Below are 22,922 nucleotides of genomic sequence, written 5' to 3'. Positions count from 1 at the left end.
AGTCAACTATGAAACATCGTCGTGGGATCCGTTCCCTGTGTCGCGCCGCCCTGGCGGTTACCGCGGTCAGCCTCAGCAGCCACTTGCTGGCGGCCGATGCGGTAAAAATTGGTTTCCTGGTCAAGCAGGCCGAGGAGCCTTGGTTCCAGACCGAGTGGGCGTTTGCCGAGAAGGCGGCCAAGGATAAAGGCTTCCAGTTGATCAAGATCGCCGTGCCCGACGGCGAGAAGACCCTCTCGGCCATCGACAGCCTGGCCGCCAACGGGGCCAAGGGCTTCGTGATCTGCCCGCCGGACGTGTCCCTCGGCCCGGCCATCATGGCCAAGGCCAAGCTCAACGATCTCAAGGTGATTGCCGTGGACGACCGGTTCGTCGACGCCAACGGCAAGTTCATGGAAGACGTGCCGTACCTGGGCATGGCCGCGTTCGAAGTGGGCCAGAAGCAGGGCGCCGCCATGGCCGCTGAAGCGAAAAAACGCGGCTGGGATTGGAAGGACACCTACGCGGTGATCAACACCTACAACGAACTGGACACTGGCAAGAAGCGCACCGATGGTTCGATCAAATCGCTTGAAGATGCCGGTATGCCGAAAGATCACATCCTCACAGCTGCCCTGAAAACCCTCGACGTACCTGGCAGCATGGATTCCACCAACTCGGCCTTGGTGAAACTGCCAAGCGCCGCGAAAAACCTGATCATCGGCGGCATGAACGACAACACCGTGCTGGGCGGCGTGCGCGCCACCGAAGCGGCCGGGTTCAGTGCCAAGAACGTGATCGGTATCGGCATCAATGGCACCGACGCCATCGGTGAACTGAAAAAACCTGACAGCGGCTTCTTCGGTTCGATGCTGCCAAGCCCGCACATCGAAGGCTACAAGACCGCCGAAATGATGTACGAGTGGATCACCACCGGCAAGGAGCCGCCGAAATACACCGCCATGGACGAGGTGACACTGATCACCCGGGAGAACTTCAAGCAGGAGCTGGAAAAGATCGGTCTGTGGAACTGACGGCCGGTTGATTCAAAAGCGGCCCTGGCCACATGAGTGGCGGGGTCGCTTGATCTCTGTAAGTTCGAGGTGGTTATGCAAGCGCAAACAGCGACACGGCAACACAACATCGGCGGCAGCTTGCGATTCAACGGGATCGGCAAATCCTTTCCCGGCGTGCAGGCGCTGGCCAACATCAGTTTCGTCGCGCATCCGGGGCAGGTGCATGCCTTGATGGGCGAGAACGGCGCGGGCAAGTCCACGTTGCTGAAGATCCTCGGTGGTGCCTACATCCCGAGCAGTGGTGATCTGCAGATCGGCGAACAGACGATGGCCTTCAAAGGCACCGCCGACAGCATCGCCAGCGGTGTGGCGGTGATTCACCAGGAGCTGCACCTGGTGCCGGAAATGACCGTCGCGGAAAACCTGTTTCTCGGCCATTTGCCGGCGCGCTTCGGCCTGGTCAATCGCAGTGTGCTGCGCCAGCAGGCGTTGACGCTGCTCAAAGGCCTGGCCGACGAAATCGACCCGCAGGAAAAAGTCGGTCGCCTGTCCCTCGGCCAACGCCAATTGGTGGAAATCGCCAAGGCCTTGTCCCGTGGTGCCCATGTCATTGCCTTCGACGAACCCACCAGTAGCCTGTCGGCCCGGGAAATCGATCGTTTGATGGCGATCATCGCCCGCTTGCGAGACGAGGGCAAAGTGGTGCTGTACGTCAGCCACCGCATGGAAGAAGTATTCCGCATCTGTAACGCGGTGACGGTCTTCAAGGACGGTCGTTATGTCCGGACCTTCGAGAACATGAGCGAGTTGACCCACGATCAGTTGGTCACTTGCATGGTCGGTCGCGATATCCAGGACATCTATGATTACCGTCCTCGGGAACGCGGCGATGTGGCGCTGCAAGTGAAGGGACTGCTGGGGCCGGGTTTGCGCGAGCCGATAAGTTTCCAGGTGCACAAGGGCGAGATCCTCGGCTTGTTCGGGCTCGTCGGCGCCGGTCGTACCGAGCTGTTTCGCTTGCTCAGTGGCCTGGAGCGCCAGAGCGAGGGCAGCCTCGTGCTGCACGGCAAGGAACTGAAATTGCGTTCGCCACGGGATGCCATCGCCGCTGGCGTGCTGCTGTGTCCGGAAGACCGCAAGAAAGAAGGCATCATTCCGTTGGGCAGCGTGGGCGAGAACATCAACATCAGCGCGCGCCCGGCTCATTCCACCCTCGGCTGCCTGTTGCGCGGCGATTGGGAGCGGGGCAATGCCGACAAGCAGATCAAGTCGCTGAAAGTGAAGACCCCGGCGGCCAGCCAGAAAATCATGTACCTGTCCGGCGGCAATCAGCAGAAGGCGATTCTCGGTCGCTGGCTGTCGATGCCGATGAAAGTCCTGCTGCTGGACGAACCGACCCGTGGCATCGACATCGGCGCCAAGGCGGAGATCTACCAGATTATCCACAACCTGGCGGCCGACGGCATCGCGGTGATTGTGGTGTCCAGCGACCTGATGGAAGTGATGGGCATATCCGACCGAATCCTGGTGCTCTGCGAAGGGACCATGCGCGGCGAGCTGCCGCGCGACCAGGCCAACGAATCCAACCTGCTGCAACTGGCGCTGCCGCGCCAACGCGTTGCCGACGCGGCGAACTGAGAGGTAAATCATGACCATTCAAAACAATGCACTGCCAACGGCACGCAAACCCCTGGACCTGCGCCGTTTCCTGGATGACTGGGTCATGCTGCTGGCGGCCATCGGCATCTTCGTGCTCTGCACCCTGATGATCGATAATTTCCTGTCGCCGCTGAACATGCGCGGTCTGGGCCTGGCGATTTCCACCACTGGCATCGCGGCTTGCACCATGTTGTATTGCCTGGCGTCCGGGCACTTCGACTTGTCGGTCGGCTCGGTGATCGCCTGTGCTGGTGTGGTCGCAGCGGTAGTGATGCGCGACACCAACAGCGTGTTCCTCGGCGTCAGTGCGGCGCTGGCGATGGGGTTGATCGTCGGCCTGATCAACGGCATCGTGATTGCCAAGCTGCGGGTCAACGCGTTGATCACCACATTGGCGACGATGCAGATCGTCCGCGGCCTGGCCTACATCTTTGCCAACGGCAAGGCGGTGGGTGTGTCCCAGGAATCGTTCTTCGTGTTCGGCAACGGCCAGTTGTTCGGCGTGCCGGTGCCGATCCTTATCACCATCGTCTGCTTTCTGTTTTTCGGCTGGCTGCTGAACTACACCACGTATGGGCGCAACACCATGGCCATCGGTGGCAACCAGGAAGCGGCGTTGCTGGCAGGGGTGAACGTTGATCGCACCAAGATCATCATCTTCGCCGTGCATGGCCTGATCGGCGCCCTGGCCGGGGTCATCCTGGCGTCGCGCATGACCTCGGGCCAACCGATGATCGGCCAAGGCTTCGAACTGACCGTGATCTCTGCTTGCGTGTTGGGTGGGGTGTCGTTGAGCGGCGGCATCGGCATGATTCGCCACGTCATTGCGGGTGTGCTGATTTTGGCGATCATCGAAAACGCGATGAACCTGAAGAACATCGACACCTTCTACCAATACGTCATCCGCGGCTCGATCCTGTTGCTGGCGGTAGTGATCGACCGCTTGAAGCAGCGCTGAAATCGCTGGCGGCTGACCCATCGCCATCGCCATCGCCATCGCGAGCAGGCTCGCTCCCACAGGTATTGTGTCTGGCGCAGAACCTCGGCACAGCACAGAACGAGTGTGGGAGCGAGCCTGCTCGCGATGGCGTCCTTCCAGACGCGGACACTCACCCCGCCTTGCGCAACGCCTCGACCAGCTCCTGCTTGCGCATCTTCGAGCGTCCGGGAATGTTTTTCGCCCGGGCTTCCTTCATCAGGCTGTCCACCGTCTGGGCTTCATGGGAGGCTTTGCTGGTGCGCGAGTGACCTTCGCGGGTCTTGGCGGCGCGACGGGCTGATTCCTTGCGGTCGGTTTTCTTGGCCTCCGCCGGTTTTTCCTTGCCTGAGCCACCGGAGCGTTCGCCGCCACCGGACTGCTTGTTCACCGTCGCCCAGGCCCGAGCCTCGGCCTTGCCCTCAGGCACACCTTTTTTCTCATAACTTTCTTCGATGTGCTCGGCCTTGCGTTTTTGCTTGTCGGTGTATTTGTCTTTGCTTCCACGAGGCATGGGATCTTCCTCCTCAAATGTCTGAGCAGCGGCTACTGGCTGGCGGCGCCACCTTCGGAGCCCGAGCCACCGGTGGTGGTTTTCGAGCCCACCCCGGTCTCGGCGTTGTCGGGCGCCGTGGAGTCCGGCGTATTCATTCCGCCCTGGCGGCCCGCGTCATTACCCTGCACGCGCGGATCGGTGCCGGTGGCAGGTGGCTGGCCATTGTTCAGGCTACCGCCGCCGGTGCCGTCGGTGTTCAACTTGGGCAGGCCTTGCGTGGCCGGCGAGTTGGGCGCTTGCACGGGGTCGGTCGGCCCGGTGCCGGAGGTGGAAGCTGCGAATGCCACCGTGGACAGCAGCGCGGCGAAGGTGAACGCGGTCAGCCTTGAAGTAATCATGGTGTCGCCTCCATTTTTTGGAATGCTTGCCTGATTTTTGGCCGTGCTGGAGCGGGGTTGGTGCCTGGGGGGCGACGAACGGTGCTATGAGCGTTGTCTTCAGAACATGTGACGAGCGCAGCGCCGCAGCTTAGTATGGCGCTTTCAATTGGCTACAAGGCCTGTTCATGTCGATCGAGATCCGTCCTGCGCAACCCAGCGATGCGCCGCAAATCCTTGCCTTCATCACCGAGTTGGCCGATTACGAAAAGGCCCGCCACGAAGTCATCGCCAGTGTGGCCGACATCGAGCGCAGCCTGTTCAGCGAGGGCGCGACCGCCCATGGTTTGATCTGCCTGCGTGATGGCGTGCCGATCGGTTTTGCGGTGTTTTTCTTCAGCTATTCCACTTGGCTGGGCAGCAACTGCCTGTACCTCGAAGACCTGTACATCACGCCTGAACAGCGCGGTGGCGGGGCAGGCAAGACCCTGTTGCGACACTTGGCGAAGATCGCCTGTGACAACGATTGCGGCCGCTTCGAATGGAGCGTGCTGGACTGGAACACGCCGGCCATCGAGTTCTACAAGTCCCTCGGTGCGCAACCCCAGGAAGAGTGGGTGCGCTACCGAATGGACGGCAAGGTGCTACGGGATTTCGCCCACGGCAACTGAGCCGTTCATGAGTGCGCGGCGGACGCGTACTCGGCAAATCCCTGTCGTTGGTCGAGGCGTTTGCAGTAGGCGGTCACGGCCGGATAGTCGGGACGTTCCATGGGCGTCTGGCGCCAGCGGTGTACCGAAAGACCGATAAGCACATCAGCCAGGGAAAATTCCGTACCGGCCACATAGGCGCCGGTACGGTTCAACTGCTCTTCCAGCAAACCCATCTTCTCGTTCCAGCCCTTGACGCCGGCGGCAATGCGTTGTGGGTCCTGGAAGTCCGGATTCTTGCGCACCAGAGCGTGGAAGGCGTAGCCCCATGACGGGTTGAGTTCCGTGGCTTGCCAGTCCATCCACTGCTCGACGCGTGCCCGGGCGGCAGGGTCGACGGGCAGCAGGTCGCTGCGCCCATGTTTGCCCACCAGATACCGGCAAATGGTGTTCGATTCCCAGAGCACCCCGTTCTCGTCAATGACCACCGGCACCTGGGCATTGGGATTCAAGGCCAGGAACGCCGGGTCATGGGTCGAGGCAAAGCCGATGCCCCAGTCTTCGCGCTCGTAGGCGATGCCCAGTTCCTGGCAGGTCCACAGCACTTTTCTGACGTTGATCGAGGAAGTGCGGCCGAGGATTTTCAGCAGTTGTCCCATTACTTTTTCCCTGAGTCGTTTGGCGTCCGGTCAGAAAACGTAGCAGGGTCTTGGCCGGATGGCGATTGGCTTTGTGGTCGGCTTGTTAAATCCCAATATGTGGGAGCGATATTTATATATTGAGATTTTGTCCCGCCCAGGTTTATAGTCCGTCTCACTCACTGCCAAAAAACAGAACAGGTGAAGCGGATGCAGGCGCAATTGATCGCGCTCGATTGGGGGACCACCTCCTTACGGGCTTACAAACTTGCCGCTGGAGGCGAGGTGCTCGAACAGCGTTCGCTGTCCTCGGGGATCATGCAGTTGCCGTCCGGGCCGCGAACCGTGGCCGGCCGGGTCTGCATCGACGGTTTTGAACTGGCCTTCGACGAGGCCTGCGGCGACTGGCTCGACGCCCAGCCTGGCTTGCCTGTGATTGCCTGCGGCATGGTCGGCAGCGCTCAAGGCTGGCGTGAAGCGCCTTACTGCGACACACCCGCCAACGTCGCCAATCTCGGACATTCCCTACAAACCGTTCGCAGCCTTCGCGGTGTCGACGTGCACATCGTGCCGGGGGTGATTCAGCGTTCACGTTTGCCCAATGTCATGCGCGGCGAAGAAACCCAGGTGCTTGGCGCCTTGCACAGCCTGCCGGACGAAGCGGTGCTGATCGGCCTGCCCGGCAGCCATTCGAAATGGGTGGAAGTGGTCGATGGCCGCATCGTGCATTTCGATACCTTCATGACCGGCGAGATTTTCGCCGTGCTCAGTGACCACAGCATTCTCGGCCGCACCCAGCAACGGAGTGCGACCTTCGATGGCGTGGCGTTTGATCGTGGCGTGCAGGTGGCGTTGTCGGTGGACGGCCAGATCGGTCCGTTGTCCACGGTGTTCAGCGCCCGCAGCCTGGGCTTGACCGGCGAACTGGCGGCCAGCGCCCAGGCCGATTATCTCTCGGGCCTGTTGATCGGCCATGAGCTGACGGCGCTGGCCGAGGTACAACGTCGACGCCGCGACAGCCTCCATCTGCCGACGGTGGTGCTGATCGGCAACTCCCAACTCTGTGTCCGTTATCAACGGGCCCTCGACGCCTGTGGCTTCGCCCGGGTGGTCCTGGCCGAACAGGCCACCGAACGTGGTCTGTGGCAACTGGCCGTGGCGGCCGGGTTGCTCGATTCCACCGCCCCCTGAACCTGACTGGAGGTCTGACATGCTCACACAAGCACTGGCGCACAACGGGTTGATCGCGATCCTGCGGGGCCTGCGTCCCGAAGAGGCGGCGGCCATCGGCGAAGTCCTGTACAGCGCTGGATTTCGCGTCATCGAAGTGCCGCTCAATTCCCCCGAGCCGTACGAAAGCATCCGCATTCTGCGCAGCACCTTGCCCGCCGATTGCCTGATCGGTGCCGGTACCGTGCTCACGCCGGAACAGGTCGAACAGGTGAAAGCCGCTGGCGGCCAAGTGATCGTCATGCCCCACAGCGACCCGAAGGTGCTGCGTGCGGCGAAAGCGGCGGGCTTGTACCTGTCGCCCGGCGTCGCCACGCCCACCGAAGCCTTTGCCGCACTGGCCGAAGGCGCCCATGTACTGAAGATGTTTCCCGCCGAGCAAATGGGCCCGGCGGTGGTCAAGGCCTGGCTCGCGGTGCTGCCGGCCGGGACCGTGCTGGTGCCGGTGGGCGGGATTACGCCGGACAACATGGCGGTGTTCGTCGAAGCCGGCGTCAAGGGTTTCGGCCTTGGTTCCGGGCTGTTCAAGCCGGGCCTGACAGCGGATGAAGTGGCGGTACGCGCCAAGGCCTACGTGGCCGCATGGAATGCCCTGAACTGAAGACTTATCCAGCGCCCCGCGCGCTGCATCTGACAAGAGAGACAACAAGATGAAAATCACCAAGCTGACCACGTTTATCGTTCCGCCGCGCTGGTGCTTCCTCAAGGTCGAAACCGACGAGGGCGTGACCGGTTGGGGCGAGCCCGTGGTCGAGGGCCGTGCCCACACGGTGGCGGCTGCCGTCGAGGAATTGTCCGACTACCTGATCGGCAAAGACCCACGCAACATCGAAGACATCTGGACCGTGCTCTATCGCGGCGGCTTCTACCGTGGCGGCGCCGTCCACATGAGCGCCCTGGCCGGCATCGACCAGGCGTTGTGGGACATCAAGGGCAAGGCCCTGGGCGTGTCGGTCAGCGACTTGCTGGGCGGCCAGGTGCGAGACAAGATCCGTGTGTATTCGTGGATCGGCGGCGACCGCCCGGCGGACACCGCCCGAGCAGCGAAAGAAGCCGTAGGCCGGGGTTTCACCGCGGTGAAGATGAATGGCACCGAAGAGCTGCAGTTTCTCGACACCTTCGAAAAAGTCGACCTGGCCCTGGCCAACGTGGCGGCGGTGCGCGATGCGGTCGGGCCGAATGTCGGCATTGGCGTGGACTTTCACGGGCGCGTGCACAAGCCGATGGCCAAGGTGCTGATGAAGGAACTCGACCCCTACAAGCTGATGTTCATCGAAGAACCGGTGCTCAGCGAAAACTACGAAGCCCTCAAGGAACTGGCGCCGCTGACCAGCACCCCGATTGCCCTGGGCGAGCGGTTGTTCTCGCGCTGGGACTTCAAGCGCGTACTCAGCGAAGGCTACGTGGACATCATCCAACCGGATGCGTCCCACGCCGGCGGCATCACCGAAACCCGCAAGATTGCCAATATGGCCGAGGCCTATGACGTGGCGCTGGCGCTGCACTGCCCGCTGGGCCCCATCGCCCTGGCGGCGTGCCTGCAACTGGATGCGGTCTGCTACAACGCGTTCATCCAGGAGCAGAGCCTGGGCATTCACTACAACGAGAGCAACGACCTGCTGGATTACATCAAGGATCCGCAGGTGTTCGACTACGACAAAGGCTTCGTGAAGATCCCCAACGGCCCGGGCCTGGGCATCGAGATCAACGAGGAATACGTCATCGAACGCGCCGCCATCGGCCACCGCTGGCGCAACCCGATCTGGCGCCATGCCGATGGCAGTTTTGCCGAGTGGTGATTGCCTAGGCAACTCACATTCCACGTGGCGAGGGATCTTGCTCCCGTTCGACTGCATCGTAGGAGCTGTGTAGGAGCTGCCGAGCGAAGCGAGGCTGCGATCTTTAACCAGACACTTGAGTCTCAAGCGAAAGATCGAAAGATCGAAAGATCGCAGGCTTCGCCAGCTCCTACAGAGCCCAGCGGGAGCAAGCTCCCTCGCCACGGTGGTTGACGTGACCGCTCATTAGCTTCGCCCTCAATAAACATAAAAAGAGGCACCTCACATGCAAGCGCACACCCTGAGCGCGCAGGCGTCGTTGGTGACGCCCAGCCGCAAGCGTTTTTTCATCATGGTCCTGCTGTTCATCACCGTGGTGATCAATTACCTGGACCGCAGCAACCTCTCGATTGCCGCCCCCGCACTGACCAGCGACCTGGGCATCGACCCGATCCACGTCGGGCTGATTTTCTCGGCGTTCGGCTGGACCTACGCCGCCATGCAGATCCCCGGTGGCTGGCTGGTGGACCGGGTGCCGCCGCGCATCCTCTATAGCGTGGCGCTGTTGCTGTGGTCGGTGGCCACAGTGATGCTGGGGTTCGTCTCCAGCTTCATCGCCTTGTTCGTGCTGCGCATGGCCGTCGGCGCCCTGGAAGCGCCGGCCTATCCAATCAATAGCCGCGTAGTGACGACCTGGTTTCCCGAGCGCGAGCGGGCCACGGCCATTGGTTTCTACACCTCCGGACAGTTTGTTGGCCTGGCGTTCCTGACCCCGGTATTGGCCTGGCTGCAACACGCCTTCGGTTGGCACATGGTGTTTGTCGCCACGGGCGCGGTGGGCATTCTCTGGGCGGTGATCTGGTACGCGGTGTATCGCGAGCCACGGGATTTCAAAGGCGCCAACGCCGCCGAAATCGAACTGATCCGCGAAGGCGGCGGGCTGGTGGATATTCAGGCCGAGACCGCCAAAGTGAAGGCGACATTCAGCTGGACCGACCTGGGAATCGTCCTGACCCAACGCAAGTTGTGGGGCATCTACCTGGGGCAGTTCTGCCTCAACTCCACGCTGTGGTTTTTCCTGACGTGGTTTCCGACCTATTTGGTGAAATATCGCGGCATGGACTTCATCAAGTCTGGCCTGCTGGCGTCGCTGCCGTTCCTCGCGGCATTTGTCGGCGTGCTGTGTTCCGGGTTCTTCTCCGACTGGCTGATTCGCCGCGGCGCCACCGTGGGGTTTGCGCGCAAGCTGCCGATCATCGGCGGGTTGCTGATCTCGACCTCGATCATTGGTGCCAACTTTGTCGAGTCGACGCCACTGGTAATCGCCTTCCTGGCCCTGGCGTTCTTCGGCAATGGCCTGGCGTCGATCACCTGGTCGCTGGTTTCCACCCTGGCACCGGCGCGGTTGCTCGGGTTGACCGGCGGGGTGTTCAACTTCATCGGTAACCTGGCGGCCATCGCCACGCCGATCGTCATTGGCTTCCTCGCCAGCGGCGATTCGTTTGCCCCAGCCATTACCTATATTTCTGTCCTGGCCTTGGCTGGCGCGCTGTCCTACATCCTGCTGGTGGGGAAGGTCGAGCGCATCGAGTTGTAGTCCGACGGGGCGGGCGACCATAATGCCGCCCGTTCCCCGCTCACTGTTGAAGGCCGGCTATGCAGCAAGACGATCCAAAAATCACCAAGGACGCCGCGCCCACAGGCACGCAGACATTGCTGCGTGGCTTGGGCGTGGTCCAGGCGGTCGCCAGCGGCGCCCGTGACTTGAAGGAAATCGCCCGGCTGATCGGCACCACCCGCAGCACCACCCATCGCCTGGCCAGTTGCCTGGTGGACGAACGTTACCTGCGCGTGGTGCCGCAAGTGGGTTACCTGCTGGGGCCGAAGTTGATCGAACTGGGTTTCCAGGCCCGGGAAGAGTTGCCATTGGTGAGCCTGGCGGGGCCGTACCTGGACGAGCTCTCGGCGCTGACCGGGGACACCGTTCACCTGGCGATTCGCGAGGGCGACGAAGTCTTGTACTTGCTGAAGAATCCGGGGCGCAACGGCCCGGAAATGCGTTCGCGTGTGGGCCATCGCATGCCGCTGGCGCGCACCGGGATCGGCAAGGCGCTGATGCTCGATGACCCTCAGGAACAATGGAAGCGGCTGTATGAAATCAGCCTGCCGGCGGGTGGGAAGAATCAGTTCTGGCCCCAGCATCAGGAGCAATCCTGGGAACAGTTCCAGCAACGGATGGTGGAATACGTGGCGGGGGGCTATGCCTTCGACCTGGAAGACAACGAGCCGTCGATTCGTTGTGTAGCGGCGCCGATTCGTGACGCCGGCAAGCGCATCGTCGCCGGCATCAGCATCGCCAGCACCGTGCCGTACATGCCGTTGGAGAAGATGGCCGAGCTGATTCCCCTGGTCAAAGGGGTCACAGCCCGGCTGTCGGCGGAGCTGGGCGCCAAGGTCTGACGAGCGTCAGGCCTTGAGCGTCGCCATGTCGATGACGAAGCGGTACTTCACATCCCCGGCGATCATGCGGCTGTAGGCCTCGTTGATCTGGCGGATGTCGAGCATTTCAATGTCGCAACTGATGGCGTGCTCGGCGCAGAAATCCAGCATTTCCTGGGTTTCTGCGATACCGCCGATCAGCGAGCCGGCCAGCACTCGGCGACCCATGATCAGTTTTGCCGCGTGTACCGGTGGGTCGACCGGCTCGACCAGGCCGACGATGATGTGCACACCGTCGAAATGCAGCGTGTCGAGGTAGGGGTTGAGGTCGTGCTGCACCGGAATGGTGTCCAGCAGGAAGTTGAAACGTCCGGCCGCAGCTGCCATCTGTTCGGCGTCGGTGGACACGATCACATGGTCCGCGCCCTGGCGACGGGCTTCTTCAGCCTTGCTCGCCGAGCGGGTGAACAACGTCACTTCTGCGCCCATGGCCTTGGCAAACTTGATACCCATGTGGCCCAGGCCGCCCATGCCCAGTACGCCGACCTTGTCACCGGCCTTCACGCCATAGTGCTTGAGCGGCGAATAGGTGGTGATGCCGGCACAGAGAAGCGGCGCGGCGCTGGCCGGGTCGAGTGTCTGCGGGATGCGCAGCACAAAATGCTCGCTGACCACGATGCTGTCGGAGTACCCGCCCATGGTGTGGCCACCACTGACGCGGTCCGGGCTGGCGTAGGTCTGGGTCATGCCTTCGAAACAGTATTGCTCCAAGTCAGCCCGGCACGCTTCGCACTCGCGGCAGGAGTCGACCATGCAGCCCACGCCGACCAAATCGCCGACTTTGTGATGGGTGACATTCGCACCGACGGCGGTAACTTTTCCGATGATTTCATGGCCGGGCATCAGCGGGTAAACGGCAATGCCCCATTCATTGCGGGCCTGGTGGATGTCGGAGTGGCAGACCCCGCAGTAGAGAATATCGATCGCCACATCGTCGGCTCGCGGGCTGCGACGCTCGAACTTCATGGGGGCGAGGGGAGTGGTGGCTGATTGGGCAGCATATCCGATGGCTGTGTACATGATGGACCTCGCTAAGCGGTGAACGGTGAGGGGTTCCATTCTGAGAGTCCTGGCGGCAGGCGGCGATGGCGATTCCTCCGTCTGTCATGCCTAATCCTCCGGTCTTGGCCAGGATTTGATTTCATGTGACGCCAGACCTGCGATGATGGTTTCATCCCTTTTTTCGTGAAGTTTTCGCCCATGCTGTTGACCCGCCATCTCGATGCCAACGCTACGCTGGTTTCACTGATAGAACCCCTGGCGACCCGTGACGGTTTCGTCCCTACGCAACTGCCCGGCGTGCAGGCGCTCCGTGCCAGCCAGGACGTCGCTCGTGGCCCGCAGCTCTACGAGCCGAGCCTGGTGATCATTGCCCAGGGCAGCAAACTGGCGTACCTGGGGCCTCGCACGTTGGAATACGGCGCCGGGCATTATCTGATCCAGGCCTTGCCGGTGCCGTTCGAATGCGAAACCTACGCCATGCCCAATGCTCCGCTGCTTGGGGTTTCCGTGGCGATCGATCGGGCGATGCTGGGGGAATTGGTGCTGGCCATGGGGCTGATGCCGGGTCGGAGCCTGCCGCCGCAGACGCCGGAATCAATGACTTGCGCAGTGCTCGATGACGCCATGCGTGGGTGTGTCGAACGCTTGTTGCGCTGCCTGCACGATCCGCTGGAATGCCAGGTCATGGGCCAGGCGCGGCTGCGGGAGTTGCTGTTCGTCGCGTTACGCGGGCCCCAGGCCGATGTGCTGCGGGCGCTGGTGGAGCAGCAAGGCCAGTTCGCCCGGATTGCCGCGGCCCTGAGTCATTTGCATGCGCACTTCACCGAGCCGCTGAACGTCGAGACCTTGGCCAGTTGCGCGAACATGAGCGCTTCGACCTTTCATGAGCATTTCAAGCGCAGCACCTTGCTCTCGCCGGTGCAGTACCTCAAGCGCTTGCGCCTGCTCAAAGCCCAGCGGCTGCTGCTCATCGAAGGCATGGGCGTGGCCCAGGTCGCGCATCAGGTGGGGTATCAGAGCCCGTCGCAATTCAGTCGGGAGTACAAGCGCTACTTCGAGCGCAACCCCGGGGAAGAGCGCGCCGCCTGAGCCACGGATATCCCCCCTGTGGGAGCGAGCTTGCTCGCGATAGCGGTCTATCAATCAGAATAAATGTTGGCTGACACACCGCTATCGCGAGCAGGCTCGCTCCCACATTGGTTCGGTGTAGTTGTCGGAATAGCAGGCAACAAAAAGGCCCCCATTGCGGGAGCCTCGATGTTCAGCGTGTCGGCTTACATATTCGGGTAAGTCGGCCCGCCAGCGCCTTCCGGCGATACCCAGGTGATGTTCTGCGCAGGGTCCTTGATGTCGCAGGTCTTGCAGTGAACGCAGTTCTGGGCGTTGATCTGGAAGCGCTTCTCGCCGTCTTCCTTGGTCACCACTTCGTACACGCCAGCCGGGCAGTAACGCTGGGCCGGTTCGTCGTACAGCGGCAGGTTCTTGCCGATCGGAATGCTCGGGTCGGTCAGCTTCAGGTGGCAGGGTTGTTCTTCTTCATGGTTGGTACCGGAGATGAACACCGAGCTGAGTTTGTCGAAGCTGATCTTGCCGTCCGGTTTCGGGTAGTCGATTTTCTTGCAATCGGCCGCCAGCTTCAGGCACGCGTAGTCGGGCTTGTTGTCATGCAGGGTGAACGGAATCTTGCCGCCGAAGATGTTCTGGTCGAGCCAGTTGAAACCGCCACCGATGATCGCGCCGTACTTGTGGATCGCCGCGCCGAAGTTGCGGCTGGCGAACAGCTCTTCGTACAGCCAGCTGTTCTTGAAGCTGTCGACGTAGGCGGTCAGTTCATCACCGCCTTCGGACTCGGCGAACAGGCGATCGGCCACGGCCTCGGCGGCGAGCATGCCGGATTTCATGGCGGTGTGGCTGCCCTTGATCTTGGCGAAGTTCAGGGTGCCGAGGTCGCAACCGATCAGCGCACCGCCCTTGAAGACCATTTTCGGAAGCGAGTTCAGGCCGCCCTTGCAGATGGCACGGGCGCCGTAGCTGACGCGCTTGCCGCCCTCCAGATATTGCTTGAGCACCGGGTGGTGCTTGAGGCGCTGGAACTCGTCGAACGGCGACAGAAAGGTGTTGCTGTAGGACAGGTCGATAATCAGCCCGACCACCACCTGGTTGTTTTCCAGGTGATAGAGGAACGAGCCGCCGGTGTTCTCGGTGCCCATGATGTCCAGCGGCCAGCCAGCGGTGTGCACCACCAGGCCGGGTTGATGCTTGGCCGGGTCGATTTCCCAGATTTCCTTCAGGCCGATGCCGTAGTGCTGGGCGTCGGCCTCGCTGTCCAGGTTGAAGCGCTTGATCAGTTGCTTGCCGATGTGACCACGGCAGCCTTCGGCGAACAGCGTGTATTTGCCACGCAATTCCATGCCGGGGGTGTAAAGGCCTTCCTTCGGATTGCCTTCGCGATCGACACCCAGGTCGCCGGTGATGATCCCGCGAACCACGCCGTTTTCGTCGAACAGCGCTTCCTGCGCGGCGAAGCCCGGGTAGATTTCCACGCCCAGGTTCTCGGCCTGCTGCGCCAGCCAGCGGCACAGATTACCCAGGGAAATAATATAGTTGCCTTCGTTGTGCATGGTCTTGGGCACAAAGAAGTCAGGGATTTTGCTCCCGGCCTCGGCGTTTCTCAGGACATAAATGTCATCGCGTACGACGGGCGTGTTCAGCGGTGCGCCGAGTTCTTTCCAGTCCGGGAACAGTTCGTTCAGGGCACGGGGCTCGAACACTGCGCCGGAGAGGATGTGCGCGCCGACTTCGGAACCTTTTTCGACCACGCAGACGCTGATTTCCTTACCGGCTTCGGCGGCCTTCTGTTTCAGTCGGCAAGCGGCAGACAGGCCAGCGGGGCCGGCACCGACGATGACCACGTCGAATTCCATGTATTCGCGTTCCACAGGCTATCTCCTACTCAAGGCTCACAGTTTTTTCTAATTGGAGGTTTGGCGTTGCATCCGTTGTTTCCTTCGCGAAAAGCGACGAAAGCGACAATGGATGAAACGCGGGTCTCTCTATAAGCGGCGCATTATATCTACACCACTCTCAGGGTCCAATACAAACGTTTGTTTGAAATTGCCGCAGCCCAGATAAATCACTGACGTACGGCTTATGACTGACCATTTTGCCGTATTGACCGGAATAGGCGTTCCGGTCAAGATACGGGCGGTTTTGCGCTCGCCGTAGGCTGACTGTTGGTTTCAAGAGCACCTCTAAAGACAGGGCGAAGGCAGCACAAAGTGACGTATTGCGCGGTTCCGAGGCGCAGTTTACACGCCGCGATAATGAATGACTCATCGGTCATCGCTGACGAATGGTCTTCACTCCCGTGAGCTGGGTCATGTGTGGTTCATGCCGGCGTTTTTAGAGGTGCCCTTGCGCCCATGAGCATCAACCGCCAGGTTCGCCTAGGCGACTTCTTTTTCACCGGAGAGTAACGAGGAATCCATGAAGGTTCTTGTAGCTGTCAAACGAGTGGTCGACTATAACGTCAAGGTTCGCGTCAAGGCGGACAACTCCGGCGTCGACCTCGCCAACGTCAAGATGTCGATGAACCCTTTCTGCGAAATCGCCGTGGAAGAAGCCGTCCGCCTGAAGGAAAAAGGCGTCGCGACTGAGATCGTCGTCGTATCCATCGGCCCGACCACCGCCCAGGAACAACTGCGCACCGCGCTGGCACTGGGTGCCGATCGCGCCATCCTCGTCGAATCCGCCGAAGACCTGACCTCCCTGGCCGTGGCCAAGCTGCTCAAGGCCGTTGTCGACAAGGAACAGCCATCGCTGGTGATCCTCGGCAAGCAGGCCATCGACAGCGACAACAACCAGACCGGCCAGATGCTCGCGGCATTAAGCGGCTACGGTCAGGGCACTTTCGCTTCGAAAGTCGAAGTGTCCGGCGACAGCGTGGCCGTGACCCGCGAGATCGACGGCGGCGCGCAGACCGTTTCCCTGAAACTGCCGGCCATCGTCACCACCGACCTGCGTTTGAACGAGCCGCGTTATGCGTCGCTGCCAAACATCATGAAAGCCAAGAAGAAGCCGCTTGAAGTGCTGACGCCTGACGCTTTGGGCGTTTCCACCGCCTCCACCAACAAGACCGTCAAAGTCGAAGCGCCGGCTGCACGCAGCGCGGGCATCAAGGTCAAGTCGGTGGCTGAACTGGTCGAGAAACTGAAAAACGAAGCGAAGGTAATCTGACCATGACTATCTTGGTAATCGCCGAACACGATAACAAGGCGCTGGCTCCGGCCACGCTGAACACCGTTGCAGCCGCTGCCAAAATCGGTGGTGATGTGCACGTTCTGGTCGCCGGGCAGGGCGCAAGCGCCGTTGCCGAAGCCGCTGCGAAAATCGCTGGTGTGGCAAAAGTGCTGTCGGCCGACAACGCCGCCTACGCTCACCAGTTGCCGGAAAACGTTGCGCCGCTCGTAGCTGAGCTGGGCAAGGGCTACAGCCACATCCTGGCTGCCGCGACTTCCAACGGCAAGAACATCCTGCCGCGCGTTGCTGCGGCACTGGACGTCGACCAGATCTCCGAGATCATCTCGGTAGAAAGCGCTGACACCTTCAAGCGTCCGATCTACGCCGGCAACGCCATTGCCACCGTGCAATCGACCGCTGCGATCAAGGTCATCACCGTCCGTGCCACCGGTTTCGACCCGGTTGCCGCCGAAGGTGGCTCGGCTGCCGTTGAAGCCGTAGGCGCTGCTCACGACGCCGGCATCTCCAGCTTCGTCAACGAAGAACTGGCCAAGTCCGACCGTCCTGAACTGACCGCTGCCAAGATCGTCGTTTCCGGCGGTCGCGGCATGCAGAACGGTGACAACTTCAAGCACCTGTACGCCCTGGCCGACAAGCTGGGCGCCGCTGTCGGTGCTTCTCGCGCCGCGGTCGACGCCGGTTTTGTACCGAACGACATGCAGGTCGGCCAGACCGGCAAGATCGTTGCACCACAGCTGTACATCGCCGTCGGTATCTCCGGCGCGATCCAGCACCTGGCCGGCATGAAAGACTCCAAGGTGATCGTTGCGATCAACAAGGACGAAGAAGCGCCGATCTTCCAGGTGGCTGATTACGGCCTGGTAGCGGACTTGTTCGAAGCCATCCCTGAGCTGGAGAAGCTGGTCTAATCCGGCGTCTTCACTTATAAAGAGCCCGGCCCTTTGGCCGGGCTTTTTATTTTCTGCACCTGAGGAGCAAGTCGCCATGGATCTGCGTCGTTTGACCGGCTGGTCGTTGCTGTGGACGTTGGCGGTCATGCCAGGCCTGTCCGTCGCCGCTGGCAAATGCGAACGCCTGATCGCCACCGGCAGCCCGGACGCACCGCCTTACCTCTGGCAAGACCCTCAAGACCCCAAGCACCTGATTGGCGCCGGTGCCGATCTGCTGGCGCACGTCGCGGCGGAGCTGGGGATCAAGATTGAATTGCTCTATGCCGGCAAGCGTGCCCAAGCGCTGGATGAGGTGCGCAGTGGACGCATGGACCTGTTCACCGATGCCCCGCTGACCACCTCCGAGCTTGAAGCGTTGGATTATGTCCATCCGCCCTTGCTGGAAAACGATTACCTGGTCTGGACCCGCAAGGACTCGACGCTGGTCATCAATCAGCCAGAAGACCTTCATGGTCACCCCGGCGCCTTGTCGGAGAAATCTCGCATGACCCAAGGATTCGGCGTCTTTGCCGAGCAGCAATTGTCCCTGGTACGCACGCCCAACCTGACCCAGGCCTTTCAGAAATTGCTGTTGGGCGAGGTGGAATATGTCCTCGCCGGTCGCTATTCGGGCCTGGCGATGGCGCAGACACTGGGGATGGCCAACGACCTGCAAGCCGCAGCGCAACCGGTGGACAAACCCGGGCTGTTCCTCGCGGTTTCCCATAACTCCGCCTGCAATGACCCATGGTTACGCGGACAGCTGGCGCAAAAGATGACAGAATTGGCCGCGTCCGGTCTGACGGAGGCTGTGTTGCAGCGCAATCTCGAGCGCTGGAAAACACAGTTGCAGCCACCTGTCAGTGCCCCAAAACAGTAGGGAACATTAGTGACTATTCGACCTCTTTTCGCTGCCCTGGCCGTTCTGGCTCTGGCGGGCTGCGCAGCCGATCCGGCGCCGAATGAACAGATCCGCCTGACCGAACAGGCACTGGAGCAAGCCCGGGCCGTTGGCGCCACTGCCGATGAAGTGCCCGAATTGAAACTGGCTGAAGAAAAATTCGCTCGCGCCAAATCCAACATGACCGACGAATCCTACAAGAAGGCGCGCATGCGGGCCGAACAGGCTGAGCTGGATGCCCGCCTGGCCGAAGCGAAGGTGCTGACCCTCAAGAGCCAGGAGCAACTGAACGTGCTCGATACCCGTATCAAGCGCTTGCGCAAACAGTTGAGGGAGGATGCCCAATGAAGCACTCCCACGTGTTGGGCTGCCTGGTCCTCGCGGGTCTGGCCAGCTTGTATGGTTGCGCCAGCCAGCGCAGCGAAGCGGCGCTTGAGCAGGCCAGCACCGACTTCCAGAAGGTCAAGGAAGACGCGAGCGTATTACGTGCCGCTCCCCGGGATGTGATCCGCGCCGGCGAATCCCTGGCCCGTGCCGATCGCTTGTCCAGCTACTGGGGCAGCGGCGAGGACGTGCAGCATTATGCCTACCTCAGCCAGCGCTACAGTGCGATCGCCCGGGAGCACAGCAACCAGGTGCTCAACGAAGAGCGCGCAGCGAAGCTCGAACTGGAACGCCAGCGCCTGCAGTTGGCCTTGCGTGAATCCAAGTTGCTGAGTGTGCAGCAGCAGGGCAAATGGCTCGAAGAACAGATCATGGCGATGGCGACCACCCAGACTGATCGTGGCCTGGTGATGACCCTGGGTGACGTGTTGTTCGACACCGGTGAAGCGGAACTGAAAAACTCGGCCAACCGGGTCGTGCTCAAGATCGTGCAATTCTTGCAGCTCAACCCCAAGCGTGTGGTGCGTATCGAGGGATACACCGACAGCACCGGTGGCAAGCAGGAAAACCTCAAGTTGTCTCGCGACCGTGCACAGGCGGTCGCCGATGTATTGGTAGACCTGGGGATCGACGACAAGCGCATCCAGGTCGAAGGCTACGGCGATCAATACCCCGTGGACGTCAACGCTTCCGAGCGTGGCCGGGCACAGAACCGTCGTGTTGAAATTGTGTTCTCCGACGAAAAAGGCCAGCTCGGCGCCGCCCGCTGAGGGCTGCGTCACTGGAAAACCCGGCCCCTGTCAAAGGCGCCGGGTTTTTTTGAGCCTGCAATCGGTGCGCGATGAGTACAGTTAGAGCTGTCACTCCACTGTACTGTCGAGTAATCTGGCAACTGTCCCAGTACACTTCTAAACTGTTCCGGTATCGTTTCCGACAAGAATAAAATGCCCGTGAAATCGAGTGCTGCGTCATGACCAACCTCCTGCTCTATCAACGTATTGCTCAACAGTTGGCTGAAGACATCCGGCGCGGTGTGTATCAGCCCGGTGAACGCGTGCCATCGGTGCGCAAGATGAGCTCGCAGCTCAACGTCAGCCATGCCACGGTGCTGCAGGCCTACGCGAACCTTGAGGATCAGGGGCTGATTCGCGCACGGCCGCAATCGGGCTACTACGTGCACCAGACGCCGGCCCTGACCGCACCCACGCCGGACATCGCCCGGGTAGAGCGTCCGGGGCTGGTGACGCGCAGCAGCATCATCCAGCAGGTATTGGTCGAGTCGCGCCGCGAAGGGGTGTTTCCCTTGGGGGCAGCGGTACCAAGCGTTGATTACTTGCCGGTTCGGGCCTTGCATCAGCAATTGGCCAAGGTCACGCGTTTCCACAGCCCACGGGCGTTCAGCTACATGTTCAGTCCGGGCTTCGAGCCGTTGCGGCGCCAGGTGGCGATTCGCATGCGCGACGCCGGCGTCGTGGTGGACCCCTCTGAGGTAGTGATTACCCATGGTTGTGTCGATGCGCTGCAGATGTCCCTGCGGGTGCTGACGCGGCCGGGGGACTTGATCGCTGCCGAGTCGCCGACCTATTACGGCTTGTTGCAACTGGCGGATCTGTTGGGCCTCAAGGTCATCGAGATTCCCAGCGATCCAGTCACCGGCATGAGCCTGGAGGCCTTGCAGTTGGCGGCCAATCAGTGGTCGATCAAGGCGCTGGTGCTGACCACGCGCCTGAGCAATCCCCTCGGCGGCACCATGCCGGAAGAGCGGCAAAAGCAATTGCTACGCCTGGCGTCGGATTTCGATATCCAGATCGTTGAGGACGATATCTATGGCGAACTGATGTTCGAGCAGGGGCGCACCAAGGCCCTCAAGGCCTACGACCGGCTGGACCGGGTCATTTACTGTTCGAGCTTTTCCAAGACGTTATCGCCGGGCGTGCGCATCGGCTGGATGATCGCCGGCAAGTTCCAGCAGGAGATCCAGCGGCTCCAGACCTTCAGCACTCACTCGGCCTGCAGCGTCACGCAGATGGGCATTGCCGCATACCTGGAAAATGGCGGTTATGACCGGCACCTGCGTTTTATCCGCCAGGAGTACCGCAAGAACCTCAGCGCCTTTCAACTGGCGGTGCAGCAGTACTTCCCCGAAGGCACGCAAATGAGCCGTCCTACCGGAGGCTTCATCCTGTGGGTCAGTCTGCCGGGACGGGTCAATACCCAGGAATTGCATGTGCGGGCATTACAGCAAGGTATCAGTATCGCGCCTGGGCTGATTTTCAGTAACACCGAGCAGTTCAACCATTGCATCCGCTTGAACTGCGGTACTCCCTGGAACCGTGAGGCAGAGCGGGCCTTGATGACCCTGGGGTTGTTGGCGACGCAATTGTGCCAAGAGACGGCCAACGGGTTCTTATAGGAATCAGCGGCTTAGCTTGATGTGCTTGTCAGCGTTTCATTATCAGGCGAGCATGGGGATCTCTGTCGTCAGTACCGTTGTGTCTATGAAAACCATTGTTCCTGTTGTCTGGGTTTTGATCGGCCTGTTGAGCGCCTTCCAAATGGGAGGCGTCGCCGTGGCGGCTCCGGCGCAGGAAAAACTGGCCGTCAGCGCGACGAAAGATGTGCCGAAAAAAACCGCAACGGCCCAGAAGTCTTCCGCAAAAAAGGCGGCTGCGGCGAAGAAGAAAAAACGCGCGCCCATCGCTTCCAAGAGCAAATCTGCCCGTGAGGTTGCCAAGACCCCATTGCCGCCGGCCAAGCTGGACCTGAGCCTGCCCCGCGACATGGTCGAGGAACTGCAGCCACCAGGTAAGGTGCCGTTGCCCAAGCGTGAACCCTTGTTGCCATCGATGTTCGGGGACAAGCCCGGGCCGTTCCAGCTCAATGGCCGTCTGTTAAGCAATGAAATGCAGCTGCCTCTGCGCAATCAGGAGCGCAATGAGGTGGAAGGTGCGGCGCTGGATTTCGAATTCAAGCAGTAGACCCTTCATAGGCGTGCAGTTCGTCGCTGACCGTTCGGTCATCTTGTCCGAGGCGAAAAAACACGCAGACGGTAATTTAAAACGAGTGTTTTAGCCGTTACTCTGTGTTCTGTTAATAGACATTACCTACCGTGAGGATGTTGTCGTCATGAAGTGCCGTGAAGGCTGTGGCGCCTGTTGCATCGCCCCTTCCATCAGCTCGCCGATCCCTGGCATGCCCCAAGGCAAACCGGCGGGAGAACGTTGCGTGCAATTGTCAGTCGATAACCTGTGCCGGATCTTCGGCCAGCCGGGGCGTCCTGCGGTGTGCTCGGCGTTCGAAGCCGACATCGAGGTGTGCGGCAGCAGCAGTGAAGAAGCCATCCGGTTGATCGGTTGGTGGGAGCAAGTCACGGCAGCGTAATGGATCAGTGAACGGATCCGAAATGAACGAACTTGGACAATAAGGAAAAGACTATGGGTTCGCTGCATCGTATGGCTGTGTTGTGTGGGTTGACCGTGTTGCTGGCAACGGCCACCGCTCAGGCAGAGGATTGGCAGGTTGCCAAGGAGAAGGACGGCATCAAGGTTTCCCTCAGTGAAGTGGCGGGCTCCGACTACAAGGCCTATCGCGGCGTGACGGTGATGAAAACTACCATGGCCAAGCTGCGGTCCTTGCAGGAGGACGTTCCCCGCGCCTGCGACTGGATTCATGAATGCAAGAGCCAGAAACTGCTCAAGCACGAAGGCGACAAGAGCTGGACTTACACCCAATTCAACACGCCATGGCCGGTCACGCCCCGGGACTCGGTGCTGGAAGTCACCACGGAGGAGGGCGCCGATGGCAGCCTGACCCGTAAGCTCAAGGGCTTACCTGAGTACTTGCCTGAGGAGAAGGGCTTTGTGCGTGTGACCAAGGTCGAGGGTTTCTGGAAGTTCACGCCCAAGGGCGCGGACCAGGTCGAAGTGATCTATCAAGTCCACACCGAGCCGGGCGGTAGCGTACCGTCCATGGTGGCTAACAAGTTCGTAGTGGATGCGCCGTTCAATACGTTGAAGGCGTTGAAAGAGCGTGCTGAAAAATAAACAATATCCGCTAATGAAGAGACCGCCCCCTAGGCGGTCTTTTCATGTGTGCCGTCCGAGCACCCAGCGGAACGATTGTCCCGCCGCCAATGTCGAGATAAAGGT

24 protein-coding genes are annotated in these 22,922 nt (G+C 60.9%); 19 read left to right on the top strand and 5 right to left on the bottom strand.

The features are described from left to right. Nucleotides 1-8: 8 nt before the first annotated feature. From AD659_RS18310 to araH, 3 genes are all read left to right on the top strand, one after another. The gene (locus AD659_RS18310) at nt 9-1,013 is read left to right on the top strand and encodes a substrate-binding domain-containing protein (RefSeq protein WP_053123796.1); all 1,005 of its coding nucleotides are present in this window, start codon (nt 9-11) and stop codon (nt 1,011-1,013) included. A gap of 75 nt (nt 1,014-1,088) precedes the next feature. Next, nucleotides 1,089-2,633 carry an L-arabinose ABC transporter ATP-binding protein AraG gene (gene araG, locus AD659_RS18305; RefSeq protein ID WP_053123794.1) on the top strand — a complete coding sequence of 515 codons (1,545 nt, stop codon included), beginning with the start codon at nt 1,089-1,091 and terminating at the stop codon, nt 2,631-2,633. A gap of 10 nt (nt 2,634-2,643) precedes the next feature. Continuing rightward, nucleotides 2,644-3,612: an L-arabinose ABC transporter permease AraH gene (gene araH / locus AD659_RS18300; protein ID WP_025214842.1), complete on the top strand. Its 969-nt coding sequence runs from the start codon at nt 2,644-2,646 to the stop codon at nt 3,610-3,612. A gap of 151 nt (nt 3,613-3,763) precedes the next feature. Here the strand turns inward: araH and AD659_RS18295 are convergent, their stop codons facing one another. Further along, nucleotides 3,764-4,144 carry a Rho termination factor N-terminal domain-containing protein gene (locus tag AD659_RS18295; protein WP_053123792.1) on the bottom strand — a complete coding sequence of 127 codons (381 nt, stop codon included), beginning with the start codon at nt 4,142-4,144 and terminating at the stop codon, nt 3,764-3,766. A 32-nt stretch (nt 4,145-4,176) separates the two neighbouring features. Further along, on the bottom strand, nt 4,177-4,524 hold the full coding sequence (locus AD659_RS18290) for a hypothetical protein (protein ID WP_053123790.1): 348 nt from the start codon (nt 4,522-4,524) through the stop codon (nt 4,177-4,179). Nucleotides 4,525-4,691: 167 nt separating this feature from the next. On the opposite strand from AD659_RS18290, the gene AD659_RS18285 reads away from it, so the two are divergent. Beyond that, nucleotides 4,692-5,174, top strand: coding sequence for a GNAT family N-acetyltransferase (locus AD659_RS18285; RefSeq protein WP_053123788.1), 483 nt, complete (start codon nt 4,692-4,694; stop codon nt 5,172-5,174). Between the two features lie 5 nt (nt 5,175-5,179). Here the strand turns inward: AD659_RS18285 and AD659_RS18280 are convergent, their stop codons facing one another. Continuing rightward, nucleotides 5,180-5,812, bottom strand: a complete 633-nt coding sequence (locus AD659_RS18280; RefSeq protein ID WP_053123786.1) for a glutathione S-transferase family protein — start codon at nt 5,810-5,812, stop codon at nt 5,180-5,182. Between the two features lie 189 nt (nt 5,813-6,001). On the opposite strand from AD659_RS18280, the gene AD659_RS18275 reads away from it, so the two are divergent. From AD659_RS18275 to AD659_RS18255, 5 genes are all read left to right on the top strand, one after another. After that, complete coding sequence (locus tag AD659_RS18275; protein ID WP_053123784.1) at nt 6,002-6,982, top strand: 2-dehydro-3-deoxygalactonokinase; 981 nt, start codon at nt 6,002-6,004, stop codon at nt 6,980-6,982. Nucleotides 6,983-7,001: 19 nt separating this feature from the next. Beyond that, on the top strand, nt 7,002-7,622 hold the full coding sequence (locus AD659_RS18270; protein WP_003204208.1) for a 2-dehydro-3-deoxy-6-phosphogalactonate aldolase: 621 nt from the start codon (nt 7,002-7,004) through the stop codon (nt 7,620-7,622). A gap of 49 nt (nt 7,623-7,671) precedes the next feature. Continuing rightward, entirely contained in the window at nt 7,672-8,820 is a 1,149-nt protein-coding gene (gene dgoD, locus AD659_RS18265) for a galactonate dehydratase (protein WP_053123783.1), read from the top strand. Nucleotides 8,821-9,085: 265 nt separating this feature from the next. Next, nucleotides 9,086-10,396 (top strand): MFS transporter, encoded by a 1,311-nt coding sequence (locus tag AD659_RS18260; protein WP_053123780.1) that lies wholly within the window; start codon nt 9,086-9,088, stop codon nt 10,394-10,396. Between the two features lie 59 nt (nt 10,397-10,455). Further along, entirely contained in the window at nt 10,456-11,259 is an 804-nt protein-coding gene (locus AD659_RS18255; RefSeq protein WP_053123778.1) for an IclR family transcriptional regulator, read from the top strand. Nucleotides 11,260-11,265: 6 nt separating this feature from the next. Here AD659_RS18255 and AD659_RS18250 read toward each other — a convergent pair whose 3' ends face one another. Next, complete coding sequence (locus AD659_RS18250) at nt 11,266-12,318, bottom strand: NAD(P)-dependent alcohol dehydrogenase (protein WP_053123776.1); 1,053 nt, start codon at nt 12,316-12,318, stop codon at nt 11,266-11,268. A 180-nt stretch (nt 12,319-12,498) separates the two neighbouring features. On the opposite strand from AD659_RS18250, the gene AD659_RS18245 reads away from it, so the two are divergent. After that, nucleotides 12,499-13,389, top strand: a complete 891-nt coding sequence (locus AD659_RS18245) for an AraC family transcriptional regulator (protein ID WP_053123774.1) — start codon at nt 12,499-12,501, stop codon at nt 13,387-13,389. A gap of 185 nt (nt 13,390-13,574) precedes the next feature. Here AD659_RS18245 and AD659_RS18240 read toward each other — a convergent pair whose 3' ends face one another. Further along, a complete protein-coding gene (locus tag AD659_RS18240; protein WP_053123772.1) occupies nt 13,575-15,239 on the bottom strand; it encodes an electron transfer flavoprotein-ubiquinone oxidoreductase in 1,665 nt (554 codons plus the stop codon). Between the two features lie 547 nt (nt 15,240-15,786). Between AD659_RS18240 and AD659_RS18235 the strand changes: the two genes are divergently transcribed. The 9 genes from AD659_RS18235 (at nt 15,787) to AD659_RS18195 (ending at nt 22,817) form a co-directional block, all read left to right on the top strand. Continuing rightward, nucleotides 15,787-16,536, top strand: a complete 750-nt coding sequence (locus tag AD659_RS18235) for an electron transfer flavoprotein subunit beta/FixA family protein (protein ID WP_003179445.1) — start codon at nt 15,787-15,789, stop codon at nt 16,534-16,536. A 2-nt stretch (nt 16,537-16,538) separates the two neighbouring features. After that, the gene (locus AD659_RS18230; RefSeq protein ID WP_053123770.1) at nt 16,539-17,468 is read left to right on the top strand and encodes an electron transfer flavoprotein subunit alpha/FixB family protein; all 930 of its coding nucleotides are present in this window, start codon (nt 16,539-16,541) and stop codon (nt 17,466-17,468) included. A gap of 76 nt (nt 17,469-17,544) precedes the next feature. Then, on the top strand, nt 17,545-18,369 hold the full coding sequence (locus AD659_RS18225) for a substrate-binding periplasmic protein (RefSeq protein WP_053123768.1): 825 nt from the start codon (nt 17,545-17,547) through the stop codon (nt 18,367-18,369). Nucleotides 18,370-18,378: 9 nt separating this feature from the next. Then, nucleotides 18,379-18,738, top strand: a complete 360-nt coding sequence (locus tag AD659_RS18220; RefSeq protein WP_053123766.1) for a DUF4398 domain-containing protein — start codon at nt 18,379-18,381, stop codon at nt 18,736-18,738. Next, complete coding sequence (locus AD659_RS18215) at nt 18,735-19,544, top strand: OmpA family protein (RefSeq protein WP_053123764.1); 810 nt, start codon at nt 18,735-18,737, stop codon at nt 19,542-19,544. Before AD659_RS18220 ends, AD659_RS18215 begins: the two co-directional genes overlap by 4 nt. Before the next feature lie 200 nt (nt 19,545-19,744). Continuing rightward, nucleotides 19,745-21,187: an aminotransferase-like domain-containing protein gene (locus AD659_RS18210; RefSeq protein ID WP_053123762.1), complete on the top strand. Its 1,443-nt coding sequence runs from the start codon at nt 19,745-19,747 to the stop codon at nt 21,185-21,187. 85 nt (nt 21,188-21,272) lie between these two features. After that, nucleotides 21,273-21,752: a hypothetical protein gene (locus AD659_RS18205; RefSeq protein ID WP_053123760.1), complete on the top strand. Its 480-nt coding sequence runs from the start codon at nt 21,273-21,275 to the stop codon at nt 21,750-21,752. Nucleotides 21,753-21,900: 148 nt separating this feature from the next. Continuing rightward, nucleotides 21,901-22,155 carry a YkgJ family cysteine cluster protein gene (locus tag AD659_RS18200; protein WP_053123758.1) on the top strand — a complete coding sequence of 85 codons (255 nt, stop codon included), beginning with the start codon at nt 21,901-21,903 and terminating at the stop codon, nt 22,153-22,155. A 53-nt stretch (nt 22,156-22,208) separates the two neighbouring features. Beyond that, nucleotides 22,209-22,817 (top strand): START domain-containing protein, encoded by a 609-nt coding sequence (locus tag AD659_RS18195; protein ID WP_053123756.1) that lies wholly within the window; start codon nt 22,209-22,211, stop codon nt 22,815-22,817. The last annotated feature ends 105 nt before the right edge of the window (nt 22,818-22,922 follow it).

The organism is Pseudomonas thivervalensis (genome assembly GCF_001269655.1).
GTDB lineage: Bacteria > Pseudomonadota > Gammaproteobacteria > Pseudomonadales > Pseudomonadaceae > Aquipseudomonas > Aquipseudomonas thivervalensis.
The sequence above is the reverse complement of the archived record's forward strand: the minus strand, read 5'-3'. Positions and strand labels throughout refer to the sequence as shown.